The following is a 13,875-nucleotide window of genomic DNA, read 5'->3' on the forward strand; positions in this document are numbered from 1 at the left end:
ATGCTAACTATGCCTAGCGATCGCGCCATCAAGCATAATTTAATATGACAGCAAGATACACCCTTTCACTCCCACAATCTTTATGTGTAAGTCCTGACCTTGTTTGAGAGCAAGGTATGAGAAAATACAAGACTGGCCAAGTGGTCAATTATGTACTTTCTCTACTTAACCCACCTCAGAACTAGGAATAATGGCAAAAAACTTTCATCAAAACTCGCAATTTTCCGCAGATAATTCCATTTCGCACCCTTGTATAGCAAAGCCAAGTTCTGAGTTTTACACTGTTTTTTCTCCAGCAGAAATTTTAGAAATTATTCACGCCTTAGAAACTCGATGGGAAATCCCCCTGAAATATTCTTATAAAGGTCAAGGGGCAAAAATTTGGCATGATTTTTATCAGAAATTTATTAGCCCTAAATGGTATCGCAAATCAAGTGTAGAAATTGACCTATTAAGGAACAGTTTTGCATATATTTATGAAAATATATCAAAATTTAGCCAAGTCAATATTATCGACGTGGGTGCAGGAAATTCATACCCAGCCAAAGAATTTGTTTTCCGACTCAATCAATTGAATAAAATTAATAAATATATTGCTTTAGATATTAGTGAAGGATTGCTGACTGTATCCAAGAGAAATTTTACAAGTTGGTTTCCTAAACTGGATTATAGCAACCAACAAATTGACATTGAAAATAGCTGTATACCTGCAAATTTCTCAGGCAAACCCAAAATCATTCTGCATTTGGGTGTGACAATGGGCAACCATCACAATAGAAATCAGGTGCTGCATAACTTTAGAAATAGTATGGATGAAAATGATTTGCTCATCTTTACCAATGAAATTGGTTCTAACTCTCAATGGGATGGCATAGCCAGAGGTGGCTGTAAGTATCACGCCGAAGCCATATATCGCACAATCAAAAATACAATTGGTATTAAATCTCAAGATTGTCAACTAATTAGAAAGTATGACTTAGCAACAGATAGTGTCGTCGCTAATATCAAATTCCAGCATAATTACACTATAGATTTCAGCTTCCAAGGAATAGATAAATCTATTGAAATCCCCAAGGGTAAAGAAATTACAATTTGGAGACATCATAAATATGAAATGCCTAAACTTACCCAAGAACTAGAAAGTGCGGGATTAGAACTTGTTCATTACACTACTAACAAATATTCATCACATATTATGGCAATTTGTCAGGTTGCTAATATCTAATGAAGCCAAAAAAGAATTCTAATTTCTGTGGAATTTCCTAAATTTAGTAATTCTTGAATAAACCAATCAACACAACCGACATATTCTCTATAACTCTGTACCCATGAAACTTCAGTTGTGTTGTCTTTTTTCATTTTATAAACAGGCTCATCGTCTGGTAAATCATCAGGAAAAGGAGCCGAAGCAGAAAATAAATAGGCATACTGATGATTTACATAGCCTTTACATTCTGGGAATATTCTATCCCAATCATAATCAATAATTTCTTGAACCATGAACCAAGTAAAGTGATGTCCCATTCCAAGACCTTTATTTTCAAAATAGTCTTGATAACTAGGATTCATATCTTCTGGTAAACCACGCGGTTCTGAAACTGGAACTATTTTTTCAGTATGCCAGTGATAATAACTCAGAGAGTGATGATGATAACCAACAAGAGCAGCGTATAACTCGTATGGTGTACCGGGATTCATGTAACATACTGGTATTCTTTTACCTTTTGACCACTTCGGTTCAGGAATTGGTTCCCATTGATTGTTTTGCCAAATTTCTGCGTAAAGGCTGCTAGTTGTACTCATATTTGATTTGGGAAAAAAATCAGTGGAGTATATTTTTATTTTATAGCCTACAAATATAACATCCCTGATGATAATTGATGTCTGCAATTATGTGGAGATCGCTCCCCCCATCCTACAATGCGATCGCAAATAGCCCATCTAAGCAGCAGAGAGTTTCCTACAAACATAGAAAAAATCTATCGAGTTGATTAGAGAAACTTGATTGTGCTGGATAGAGAGTATTGACAGTGGTTTGAAGTTTGCATCTACGATTTCAGAAATTTTTCTGTTGAGCCTGGGAATTTTAAATCAATTTTGATGTATCCTAGATTTTCTTAGGTAATTTTTTCAACACCCAAGTTCATAAAACTTTTTTGCGGATTTCACGCAAGATTCTGGAAGAAGTTCTTGAACTCTCTCAGAATCTACTTTCTGTTGATTATTTCTTTGTCACACTTTAAGGCTTAACAAATCATCATGGATATACGACTCATCAAAAAATCTGAAAAATTAATCCTGAAAAAGATAAAACAGATAGAAGAAGAAAATCTTTCAATAGATGATTTTGAAAGCCAAGAAGCTACCGTTGAGGAAAAACCAGTAGTCAATATAGTAGAAACTAGAGAACCTAACTATATTCCGGTGCGGGATAACCCGGTAGTTTTATCCATCGCCAATTCAGGATGGCAGGTTTCGGAAATCTTACGGGATATCAGAGTAGATAATTTCTACGATTGATAAATAACCAATATATATATGTCAGAATTCTAATCTTTAACTTATGAATTCTGCAAAAAATATGTTCATCATAAATAAGCAACAGCAAGATAACTGTTGCTTATTAGTTGTTTTTTAAGACAGCGAACACTCGATGATTTGAAATTCCTTGTGGTAAGCTTTTTGCTAGTGATTACCACATCTTGAGATTTCATGCTAGAGCTAGTATTAGTCAAATTAGGAGGTTCTTTAATCACTGATAAGAACCAACCATACACTGCTCGACTAGAAACTATGCAAAAACTAGTTACGGAAATTAGTCTAGTCAGGCAGCAAAATCCTAGTGTGAAACTGATTATTGGCAATGGTGCTGGTTCTTTTGGGCATCAGTCAGCACATAAATATAATACTATCAATGGTGTTGTCTGTGATGCTGATAAACTAGGGTTTTGTCTAGTTCATCAAGACGTTTTAGATTTAAATAAATTACTGGCCCATTATTTTTTACAAGCAGGTTTACCAGTAGTGAGCTTACCACCTCTCACGATGGTAGTGACTCAGAATAAACAGCTAGTGAAAACAAACTTTTCGGTAATTGAAAATAGTTTACAAGCTGGCTTAATACCGTTGGTTTTCGGTGATGTTGTTTTAGATCAAGTCATTGGCGGTACTATTCTTTCTACTGAAACTTTATTAGCAGAGTTAGCCAAATACTTTCATATTCAAGATAACTACCAAGTCAAACTCATCAATGCGGGGAATTATCCTGGTGTGTATGACGACAATGGGCAAGTAATACCTGAGATTACACCAGCCAATTATGCTCAAATTAAAGCTGCTATCGGCAAGAGTGCGTCAATAGATGTAACTGGCGGGATGATTCAGAAGGTAGAAGAATTTTTGGCTATTTCTGATTGGGGAATTGATTGTTGGATAATTGATGGCAATATTCCCGGAAATTTAGTCAAGGCTGTGTTAGGACAGGCGACTTTAGGAACAGTGATCCGCTCTGGTGAATGCAGGTAAGAATTTAGGGATAAAAGGGAGAGCTAATTCATTAAGTGCAAGATATTCGCATGAGGGGTATTGCATTTAAAGATATATTGGGCATACTAAGGGAAAACTTTGGCCATCTTTTGTGGGAATCATTCTGAATTTGGGATGATCTGCCAAAAAGAAAGCCAGTAACTTGCAGGATTCAGCAAGATGGCGTTTTCTCACTTTGTACCGCAACAATCTTCTCAGACTTTGCTGTGGAGTGTTCTGAACAGCATTACTGACCCCATTTTTGTGAAGGACAGACAACACAATTGGGTGTTTGTTAATGATGCGTTTTGTCAGTTCATTGGATATGAGCGAACAAAACTAATTGGTAAATCTGACTATGATTTTTTCTGCAAAACCCAAGCCGATGTTTTTTGGGCGAGAGATGAACTGGTTTTTACCACAGGTGTGACTGATGAAAATGAGGAATTAATCACAGATTACCAAGGTAAAACCCAAATCATATCTACTAAAAAAAGCTTATTATCTGACGAAGCTGGTAATTCATTTTTAGTAGGTTCAATTCGGCTAGTTGTTCCCCAAGATCAAATTGAAACTACTTTGCTACTTCAGACAATCAATAAATTAGAACAAGAAATTAATGAACGCCAACAAACAGAGAAACGCTTTCGCAGACATAGTAATGCGCTACAACAGCTTGTGCAGAGTGAAAAACTACAACATGATGATTTTCAAATTGCGATTCAATATGTAACTGAAGTAGCTAGTTTAGGTCTTGAGGTTGGGCGTGTTAGTGTTTGGTTATACACAGAGAACCGTTCGGAAATTCAATGTGTGGATTTATATGAACAAGAATATAATCGCCACAGTCACGGTTTGGAATTATCTGTTTACGACTTCCCGCAATATTTTCAAGCTCTCAAAGAAGAACAAATAATCGCAGTTACTGATGTGCATACTGATGCTCGCACTGCTGAATTTTCGGCAACTTATACAACTCCATTGGGAATTACTGCGATGTTGGATGCGCGGATATGGTCGAGAGGGGAAGTAATTGGTGTAGTTTGTTGTGAACATTTAATCACCCCACGCCAGTGGACATTAGAAGAACAAAGCTTTATTGGCTCAATTACTGACTTTGTGCGGCTGGTGGTTGAATCACGCGATCGCAAAATTGCCGAAGCAGCACTCAGACAACAAACTCAACAACTAGAACAAACACTAAAAGAATTAAAACGCACTCAATCCCAAATCATTCAAAGTGAAAAAATGTCTTCTTTAGGACAACTAGTAGCGGGTGTAGCTCACGAAATCAATAATCCGGTTAACTTTATTTATGGCAATATTAATCCTGCGATTAATTATGTTCATGATTTATTCAAGCTAGTTAATCTTTATCAGGAAAACTATCCTTATCCTGTGGAGGTAATTCGAGAAGAAATCGATTCTATAGACTTAGATTTTTTAATGTCAGATTTACCCAAGCTATTATCTTCTCTGAAAATAGGAGCCGATCGCATTCGCCAAATTGTACTGTCTCTCCGTAATTTTTCTCGCCTGGATGAAGCTGAATATAAAGCGGTGAATCTGCACGAAGGTATTGATAGTACATTATTAATCTTAGAAAATCGGCTCAAGGCTAAACCTAATTATCCAGGTATTAAAGTTATTAAAGACTATGGTAAATTACCTCTGGTTGAGTGCTATGCTGGTCAACTCAATCAGGTATTTATGAATATTTTGACTAATGCGATCGATGCTATCGAAGAACGAGACGCACAACGCACACTAAAGGAAATGCAAGCTACTCCTAGTAGAATTCGGATTGATACAGCAGTTGAGAATGAAACTCAGATTGCTATTAAAATTGCTGATAATGGTTTGGGTATACCGGAAGATATTCAAAAACGGATTTTTGACCCATTTTTTACTACAAAACCCATTGGTAAAGGTACAGGAATGGGAATGTCAATTAGTTATCAAATTATCACCGAAAATCATCATGGAACCCTGGAGTGTATTTCATCTCCGGGTAAAGGTACAGAATTTATAATTATGATTCCGTTAAAACAAGGTGAGGATTGAATGAAATCTGGGTGTAATGGTAAATAAGAGTGAAAAATGACATTCAATCGAGTAAATTTTTGGCAACCATCAAATATGATTAACTATACTAAACCCGATCGCAGTGCCACTACAGCAGCTTGAACACGATCATCAACTGCTAGTTTGTTCATAATCCCACGGACATGGGTTTTAACGGTATTGGGACTCAGATAAAGTTTTTCCGCAATTTCGGGGTTGCTTAAACCTTCTACCATCAGTTTTAAAACTTCTAACTCTCTGGTGGAAAGATTGGCGGTGTTTCCTTGGGTTGTGGGAGGTTTGAGGTTATCAATGACACGTCTGGCGATTTGCGGATCTAAATAAGTCGCGCCATCAACGGCGGCTGCGATCGCTTTTAACAGTCTTTCTACACTCGCACCTTTGATACAATAAGCATCTGCACCACTGGATAATGCCGCAATTACTTCTGTTTCGGTGGTGTGGGATGTCAGCATCACGACATGAGTTTCTGGTAACGCCGCTTTAATTTGCTGTGTCGCTGCAATCCCATCCAGGCGCGGTAAACCAATATCCATGACTACCAAATCTGGTTTTAATTTTAAGGCTGCTTGTACCCCTAAATAACCATCTTCTGCTTGTCCAACAATTTCCAACTGGGGTTGCGCCATTAGTGATTGTTCTAGTCCTAGTTGCATCATCGGATCATCTTCCACAATCAAAACGCGCAATACAGGTTGATCATTCGGCAGATTGAAGGAGTAGCTAGGATTGGTAGACATTTTTTTATCTAGTCAATGGTCAATAGCCAATAGTCCAATAGCTATTGACTATTGACCATTGACTAACTTCTCTATTCTTCCACGCGATAGCCAAACTCTGCCAAATTTAACCGAGACTGTCGCCACTTTGGCTGGACTTTGACGAAAAGTTCCAGGTATACTTTGCCGGAGATGAGTTTTTGGATTTGTTCGCGGGCGGCGCTACCAATGGCTTTGAGCATAGAACCACCTTTACCAATTAAAATACCTTTTTGGGAATCGCGTTCGACGTGGATGGTAGCGAGGACGCGGGTAATTGATGGTGTTTCTTCTACTTTATCAATGGCGATCGCCACAGAATGCGGCACTTCTTCACGGGTTAACAGTAAAATCTGTTCCCGAATTAACTCGCCCATAATAAACCGTTCTGGTTGGTCTGTCACCAAGTCAGGCGGATAGTATAAGGGGCCTGTTGCTAAATTTTCCGTCAGTAATTCTTGTAGTTCTGGTAATCCTGTACCAGTCTTGGCGGAGAATTTCGCTAACGGCCATTGGTTAGCATCACCTAGTTGTTGGTAACTTTCATCGATAAACTGGGAATCCGTTGGTTGCTGATCAATTTTGTTCAGTCCCAAAATTACAGGGGTGTGACTGTGGGTTAATAACTCCGCAATGTAGCGATCGCCAGCACCACAAGCAGCTGTACTATCAACTACAAACAGCACCACATCTACTGATTCAATGGCAATTTTGGCATTTTGTACTAACACTTCCCCCAATTGGTGATGGGGTTTATGAATTCCCGGTGTATCGACGAAAATTAATTGTGCTGCTTCGGTGGTCAAAATTCCTCGCAAACGATTCCGCGTAGTCTGGGCTACTGGTGAGGTTATTGCAATTTTTTGACCAACTAATTGATTCATTAGAGTAGATTTACCGACATTTGGACGACCAATAATGCCGATAAACCCCGATTTATACTCAGGAGGAGCTTGAGGAATTAATACTTCTCCTGAAAAAGAGAAGACGTGATTTTCAATACTAGTCACCTTTTACTCCACCTTCATATTTTATAGATGAGATAAGTTAGTTCTGGGTTCAAACGCACAACAAACATATATTCACCCTGGAATTTTCGGGGTTTGCCATTGTTTCAGTTTAATCTACTACTAGAGATATTTGAGTGGAAATATCTCAAAAAATAGATATTAAATCCAACCAACATTATGTTATCTCTCTTCCATCCACTTGTGTTATCTGCAAGAGAGCCAGTCATTTTGATGACAATATTCTTGGATTCTAGCTGGAGAATACCACCAAATTATGATGTAATTACTATGACTGAGAAATAATTTCTCGCTTAAACTCGCCTAATTTCACAAATTAATTTACTCGTAAAGGCTGGGAGTAGGGAGTGGGGAGTAGGGAGTAGAAAAGAGCATTTTGTAGGTGTACTGATTTTTTTCAGAAATCAAATATGAGTCCTATATGTAGTATAGATATTCAGAGCTAGATGCAACAGAGATTTTTCATCAAAACTGAAAAATTCATGAGCTATGTAACAAGCGATCGCATAATATTGACTTTTGTTAACGACAGTAAAAAAAGCCATCACATATCATTAATCTACATCAAATTTGATATTTGACAATTTGACACTAACTCAATATAACGTCAGTTAAACTGTGATGAAAATTAATTTTTTCTGTAAAGTAGAAAGACTAAATTAAACCTAATTTGAGATGACCGGGTTTCGATACTTCGACTGCGCTCAGTATCCACACTTCGACAGGCTCAGTGCATCGCTTCGCGGGAGTTGAGCGAAGTCGAAACTCAACCCTCTTCTAGCCAGATGATCGAGCATTGAGCGCAGTCGAAATGCGTCTTCTAAATAATTGTGTCCACTTACTAATCTAAGTTAAATTAAATTAAATTAAATTATAGTTAGATAATTTTGTCGGACGACCTCTTGATGAAGCAGAAGTTGATGTTTAGTCCCAGATACTAAATTATCAGCTTCTTTCTCTAAATTGAATTAGGGAGTAGGGAGTAGATTTGTTTGTAATTGATTTAGGACTGCGATACCTTGAGAAATGAGAATCTACCAAGAAGACATAAACTGCCAATCTTCAGCATCTTTCTCTGTATCTGTATTGTCTTCTGAATCGGCTGGTTGCTCTACATCTTCTGACTGTAGCAACTTTTCATATTCTCCTGAATCAACCCATTTTAACAATTCGGAAGCTCGCATCACCGACCAGGGAAATTTGTACTCCATAAAGCTGAATATTTTAGTAACTTGATCCAAGTTATCCAGACTAATGAGTGAAAATTCCCGTGCTTGCGCTTGAAACTCCGCAATGGTATCGGCATTTATATATTCCGATGGTAAACCAGCCAACTTCATGAGTGCGGTGATGGCGATATTAATATCTTGACACGCCAATAAACCCGCGCGATCGCATGTGAATTTTGACATCAAAATCCAATTACATAAAGCGACTTCTATCCCCCCAGCCGCTAAACTTCCCAAACCAAAAGTTGTACTATTAACAATATTTTTTAACAGTGGCATCACATTTGCCATTTGTTGATAAGCAATATATTTACCCTTAATCCGGGCAATTTCACATCCAAATGCAAATAGTAATTCAGCGTGTGTATACCATTCCAGTGCTTCTAAATTTGCACTCACCATTGGCTTGTCTACACCAACAGCATTGGTTTGAATATGTCCCGTACCCCGAAATAAATAAAGTTCTGGCTGGGGAGTCAAGTCAAGAATTTGACAGCTTTCTGTAAACGCATCAGATAATTTGGGAAAATTTTGCGATGTCACGCGAAATTCTCCCCCGATAATTTGCATTCTCAGTAAACGGTCAATTCCATATTCATTTACCTTCTTTAATACTAAAGGTAAACCAGGCATTTTATTTAAAGCTGCCAAAGCTTTTTGATCAAAGGGATGCTGAAATCTGACTATATTCAGTCCAGTCAATATTTTTTTTGTCATAATATTGTTTTATCTGCGTCCATCTGTCTTGAAAAGTTTGCTCAAGTCGGCAGAGCCGCCCACGCAACGCCAGTGAGGGAGTCGGGGAACCCGCCCAACGCACTGGCTCAACTTTTCGCTGCGTCCATCTGCGGTTAATTATTCTTGCTTATACTTCACTAGCATCAGAAATGCTATAAGTGTTACCCTTTCTGAATAAATTGCTTTAAAATCTCTCCTGGCTTTCTATCCCAAGTATCAATATGTTCATAGATTAAATGATCTGAATTGAATTTGTAAGTTGAATAACCATTAAAAAATATCTTAGCTTGCCAAGGCACACGCAAAACACCACGCACTGTCCATTTCGCTAAAATAGTATCTTCTGCTGATTGATACACTTCATGTAAATCAAAAGCGATGTGAGTAAAAAATAATTGGGCGTGAAATCGTAATGTCCAAAAAATAATTCGATAGTTGAATTTATATTTAAATTTATTTACTGGGTCTTTAAAATAAATATCCTGTGTATAAATATTATATGTAATATCTTGCTCAAAAAGTGTGGGTAAATCTTGTTTGAGAGTTTGAATGACCTGTTCTATCTGTAATTTATCTGCCACGCGCTTTATCCTTTAAAAAAGATTTTTTAAGAATCTCTTGATTCTCTGCCAGAATGACAAAGAATTGCTGTTGCTGGGTTGTTGTAAATCAGCCAAAGTCGGAAACGCCGCAGGTTGAGAGTAGGGGCCATTTCGCAAAACTTGAGCAAGAGCATTGTTATTTTCGCGCAAACCTTCGTAAAAAAAGCAGACTTCCCCAGAAATTCCGAGTCGGCGGTTGTAAGCGATCGCCTGCACAAGATATTCTGGGCTGATAGAATAACTCCCCAACTTGATCAAAATTCCCGGTGCTAACTTAGGGAGAGTTGCATCGCTAAACTGACAACTTGCTAGTCGGTTAGCGATCGCTTTATAACTATTAAAATCGCGGCGATATATCTGCGGGTGAATCATATCCACTATGCCCAACTTCAACCATGTGGCTGAGTCTTGGAGATATTCGCGCAATCCCCAATCATAAATATTAGGTGACATCGATACCAACAAGTTAGGATTAATTCTTTTGACTTCGCCATATAAACGTGCCAAAAAATCGGTCAAAATATCAGCACGCCACTGTAACCATTGTTTATCTTGGTGGTTATTGGGTGGACGACGGCCAAATTGCTGCTGATAACAGGCAACTGTTAAAGCATCATACCCTCCTTCTGATGGTAAAGCCGGAAAGCGATCGTCTCCCTGAATCCCGTCCACATCATAATTTTTCACCACTTCCAAAACCAAATTCAACAGAAAATCTTGCACCTGGGGATGAAAAGCATTCATCCACTCAAAGCCATTTTTCTGCAACAAATTACCTTGATTGTCACGCGCCGTCCATTCTGGCTTTTTTTGTAACAGCATTCCACCATTCAAGTTGTAAGAACTCGCAAACCCATATTCAAACCAAGGGATAACTTTTAACCCCACTCGTCGCGCCTCGGCTATTACCTCCGCTAACGGGTCACGACCAACCGACATTGGGTCAATTTCCACTCCAAAATTTTGCCGCATAGTTTGGCTGGGGTACATAGTCACACCCTTATTCCAAACCACAGGGAACACAACATTAAATCCTGTCTCCGCTAACAAGTCCATCGCTGCTGCAATGCGTTGTTGTGACCGGAAAACTTTACTATCGGTAGTTGTCAGCCAGACACCGCGAATTTCTTTTGAGTTCATAGGTTTCAGGAGGAGTCTGATATCATGTCCGGGTAATGACTTACGATTAAGCGCCAGTTTCCAACCACGAATGAAATCTGGTTGTTGGAGTAAAGATTGACATTTTACTTTTGCCTTGTTGCACTAGTAACTAGATTAATTAAATTTTCAGGGTCAACAGGTTTAGTCAAGTAATGCTGAAAGCCGGCAGCGAGAATTTTTAAGCTGTCTTCTTCGTGGGAAAATGCAGTTAAAGCGATCGCTGGAATATCACCACCCTTTTCTGGTGCTAAAGCCCGGACTTGTTGGATTAAGTTATAACTTTCTTGGTTTGAGAGACTGAGGTCACTAATCAAGATATCTGGTTTTGTCTCTTCAATAATTACCAGTGCAGTCTCAATTGATGCGACGGCGGTTGCATTTGCGCCATACTCTTCAAACATAAAAGCTAAAAAGTTGCGGCTATCAGTTTCATCACCAACAACCAACACTTTCAAGCCTACCAAGGGTGTATTACCTGTTGTACAAGCAATCGAGTTGTCCGCTTTACCATCAAGACTGGGACTTGGCATTAAGGGAAGTCTTAAAGTGAAAGTTGCGCCTTTTCCTTTACCTGGGCTGTCGGCGATAATGATGCCGTGGTGTAGTTCTACCAAGTGACGGACGATCGCTAGTCCTAATCCTAAACCATTGTGCGATCGTGTGGTGGTGCTGTCTGCTTGGCGGAACCTTTCAAATACTTGGGGGAGAAAGTCTGGTTCAATCCCAATTCCTGTATCAATTACCTGAATTTGAGCATAAGATGAACTGACAAATTGAATGGGAGATACGCTAGATGTCAGGACGATTTCTCCTGCTGGAACTAGCTCTTTCGGCTCTGCTTCAGTTACTTGGATGAGTTCGAGATTGACAGTAACTTTACCATGTTGTGGTGTAAACTTAATGGCATTATTTAATAGATTCCAGATTATTTGTTGTAAACGTACTGGATCACCACAAACTGAACCAATAGCAGAATCAAGAATTGTGCTGATTTGAATATGTTTAGCATCAGCTAAGGGGCGGACAGCTTCTAGGGCGGCTTCAATGACAGCCACTAAGTTAACTACACATAAATTCAGTTTTAGCTGACCACGAATAATCCGCGATACATCTAAAATATCTTCAATTAATTGCACCTGAGATGTCGCATTACGTTCAATGGCTTCTAAAGCTTTAGTAGTTGCTTTATCATCCAGTTTTTTAGAACGTAATATTTTTGACCAGCCCAGCATAGAAGTTAAAGGTGTGCGGAGTTCGTGAGAAAGCACAGCCAGAAACTCATCCTTCATCCGGTTGGCGGCTTCTGCTTCTTGTCTGGCGGTTTGTTCTCGGATGATTTGAGCGCGGACTTCTTCAGCTTGCTTGCGTTCGGTGATATCTTCGAGCGTACCAACATAGCCCAATAATTTTCCTTGCGCCGAAACCATCCGGGATGAGCGCACCTGTACCCAACGCTGACTATGATTAGCTGTGAGAAATTGAAAATCTTGCGAGTAGTTTTGGGAACCAATATCTAAGTATTTTGACCAAGTAGCGATCGCTCTTTCGCGGTCATCGGGATGCACAAATTCCAACCATTGTTTTTCTAAACTTTCGGCAGCATTTAAACCACAAATTGCCTGATAGTGAGGATTAGTATATTTACATTTTCCTGCTGTATCTGTTTCAAAAATCCCCACCGGCGAACAAGTACTCAGAGAACGAAAACGTTCTTCACTTTGCCGTAATTCTGCATTCACAACTGCTAGTTGCTCTGCATGTTCTTTAATGGCTTGAGTTTTCTTAAATAGCTCAACAAATACTGTAACTTTCGATATTAATATATTCGTATCTATAGGCTTAAGCAAATAATCAACCGCCCCTATTGCATAACCTTTAAATAACATTTGGTCACTCGTGCTAAAGGCGGTGAGAAAAATAATAGGAGTTTGACACGACCTGTCTCGACTACGAATTAGATTAGCAGTTTCAAAGCCATCCATTCCCGGCATTTGTACATCCAGCAAAATGACAGCAAAATCTTGATGCAGCAGACACCGCAAAGCCTCAGAACCAGAGGTTGCTTTAACTAAATTTTCTCCCAGTCTTTCTAAAATTGCTTCTAGCGCCAACAAATTTTCTAATTTGTCATCTACCAAAAGGATGTTGACTTTGGGTTCAGGCTGCATGACTTATCGTGCTGTAATTCAGTTCAGGTCGGGGTTTCAATCTCTTCAAAGGGGATTGCTTGAATTATTATGACACGACACAGTTTCTGTCATTTGTCATTTGTCAACGGTCAATAGTCATTTGTGAATGTTAATTCTTCCCCTGTAACCCAAATCGATGTTTTTGGGGTAGGACGTAGAATATACTTTTGGCGACTGTAATACATCTTTGTATTTTAAAATATTACGCAAGCTCCAACCTGCAATCTGTGGTTGCAGCGTTTAGTTGTCACGCCTTTGTTTATCCGTTTGTAACACTTTTGCCAATAGTATCAGCTACAGTAAAGTGTACAAGTGAAGGCGGAAGCTACCCACAGCCGTCGCGGAGGCCAGTCAGTATGAATAGACCTTCGTTGTTTTGTCGTGTTGCCAAGAAAAAGGTGGTAGCTTATAAAATTAGTGATTTCACAACGACTATAGGAATAAATTCTTCTAGTTCCGCGATCGCCTGTTATAAGTGCTGGTTCATTATAGTTTTCTATTATACTTTTAGCTTCTCTCCGTATTATCTCTTAGTTTTTTTCAAAAATCAAATATGATTC

11 protein-coding genes are annotated in these 13,875 nt (G+C 38.8%); 4 read left to right on the plus strand and 7 right to left on the minus strand.

The annotated features are described in order from the left end of the window. Positions 1–190: 190 nt before the first annotated feature. Entirely contained in the window at positions 191–1,225 is a 1,035-nt protein-coding gene (locus tag H6G79_RS02820) for an L-histidine N(alpha)-methyltransferase (protein ID WP_190592181.1), read from the plus strand. Here H6G79_RS02820 and H6G79_RS02825 read toward each other — a convergent pair. Further along, positions 1,222–1,803 carry a hypothetical protein gene (locus H6G79_RS02825; protein ID WP_242048179.1) on the minus strand — a complete coding sequence of 194 codons (582 nt, stop codon included), beginning with the start codon at positions 1,801–1,803 and terminating at the stop codon, positions 1,222–1,224. The two genes, H6G79_RS02820 and H6G79_RS02825, sit on opposite strands and share 4 nt — an antisense overlap. Positions 1,804–2,259: 456 nt before the next feature. Between H6G79_RS02825 and H6G79_RS02830 the strand changes: the two genes are divergently transcribed. From H6G79_RS02830 to H6G79_RS02840, 3 genes are all read left to right on the plus strand, one after another. Next, positions 2,260–2,520 (plus strand): hypothetical protein, encoded by a 261-nt coding sequence (locus H6G79_RS02830; RefSeq protein ID WP_190592180.1) that lies wholly within the window; start codon positions 2,260–2,262, stop codon positions 2,518–2,520. Positions 2,521–2,712: 192 nt separating this feature from the next. After that, a complete protein-coding gene (locus H6G79_RS02835; RefSeq protein ID WP_190592179.1) occupies positions 2,713–3,525 on the plus strand; it encodes an isopentenyl phosphate kinase in 813 nt (270 codons plus the stop codon). Positions 3,526–3,705: 180 nt separating this feature from the next. Continuing rightward, the gene (locus tag H6G79_RS02840; RefSeq protein WP_190592178.1) at positions 3,706–5,589 is read left to right on the plus strand and encodes an ATP-binding protein; all 1,884 of its coding nucleotides are present in this window, start codon (positions 3,706–3,708) and stop codon (positions 5,587–5,589) included. 83 nt (positions 5,590–5,672) lie between these two features. Here the strand turns inward: H6G79_RS02840 and H6G79_RS02845 are convergent, their stop codons facing one another. The 6 genes from H6G79_RS02845 to H6G79_RS02870 form a co-directional block, all read right to left on the minus strand. Further along, positions 5,673–6,350 carry a response regulator transcription factor gene (locus H6G79_RS02845; RefSeq protein WP_190592177.1) on the minus strand — a complete coding sequence of 226 codons (678 nt, stop codon included), beginning with the start codon at positions 6,348–6,350 and terminating at the stop codon, positions 5,673–5,675. A 71-nt stretch (positions 6,351–6,421) separates the two neighbouring features. Continuing rightward, positions 6,422–7,378 (minus strand): GTPase Era, encoded by a 957-nt coding sequence (gene era, locus H6G79_RS02850; protein WP_190592176.1) that lies wholly within the window; start codon positions 7,376–7,378, stop codon positions 6,422–6,424. 1,052 nt (positions 7,379–8,430) lie between these two features. Continuing rightward, a complete protein-coding gene (locus H6G79_RS02855; protein WP_190592175.1) occupies positions 8,431–9,342 on the minus strand; it encodes a M48 family metallopeptidase in 912 nt (303 codons plus the stop codon). Between the two features lie 182 nt (positions 9,343–9,524). Continuing rightward, complete coding sequence (locus H6G79_RS02860; protein WP_190592174.1) at positions 9,525–9,944, minus strand: DUF2358 domain-containing protein; 420 nt, start codon at positions 9,942–9,944, stop codon at positions 9,525–9,527. 12 nt (positions 9,945–9,956) lie between these two features. Then, positions 9,957–11,105, minus strand: a complete 1,149-nt coding sequence (locus H6G79_RS02865) for a glycoside hydrolase family 10 protein (RefSeq protein ID WP_190592173.1) — start codon at positions 11,103–11,105, stop codon at positions 9,957–9,959. Between the two features lie 104 nt (positions 11,106–11,209). Then, complete coding sequence (locus tag H6G79_RS02870; protein WP_190592172.1) at positions 11,210–13,294, minus strand: response regulator; 2,085 nt, start codon at positions 13,292–13,294, stop codon at positions 11,210–11,212. Between the last annotated feature and the right edge of the window lie 581 nt (positions 13,295–13,875).

Source organism: Anabaena sp. FACHB-83 (assembly GCF_014697485.1).
Taxonomy (GTDB): Bacteria; Cyanobacteriota; Cyanobacteriia; order Cyanobacteriales; family Nostocaceae; genus Nostoc_B.

What these genes read in the sequence shown, in the direction of transcription:
- H6G79_RS02820 (WP_190592181.1), top strand. Translation starts at nt 191, where the DNA reads ATGGCAAAAAACTTTCATCAAAACTCGCAATTTTCCGCAGATAATTCC.
- H6G79_RS02825 (WP_242048179.1), bottom strand. Translation starts at nt 1,803, where the DNA reads ATGAGTACAACTAGCAGCCTTTACGCAGAAATTTGGCAAAACAATCAA.
- H6G79_RS02830 (WP_190592180.1), top strand. Translation starts at nt 2,260, where the DNA reads ATGGATATACGACTCATCAAAAAATCTGAAAAATTAATCCTGAAAAAG.
- H6G79_RS02835 (WP_190592179.1), top strand. Translation starts at nt 2,713, where the DNA reads ATGCTAGAGCTAGTATTAGTCAAATTAGGAGGTTCTTTAATCACTGAT.
- H6G79_RS02840 (WP_190592178.1), top strand. Translation starts at nt 3,706, where the DNA reads ATGGCGTTTTCTCACTTTGTACCGCAACAATCTTCTCAGACTTTGCTG.
- H6G79_RS02845 (WP_190592177.1), bottom strand. Translation starts at nt 6,350, where the DNA reads ATGTCTACCAATCCTAGCTACTCCTTCAATCTGCCGAATGATCAACCT.
- H6G79_RS02855 (WP_190592175.1), bottom strand. Translation starts at nt 9,342, where the DNA reads ATGACAAAAAAAATATTGACTGGACTGAATATAGTCAGATTTCAGCAT.
- H6G79_RS02865 (WP_190592173.1), bottom strand. Translation starts at nt 11,105, where the DNA reads ATGAACTCAAAAGAAATTCGCGGTGTCTGGCTGACAACTACCGATAGT.
- H6G79_RS02870 (WP_190592172.1), bottom strand. Translation starts at nt 13,294, where the DNA reads ATGCAGCCTGAACCCAAAGTCAACATCCTTTTGGTAGATGACAAATTA.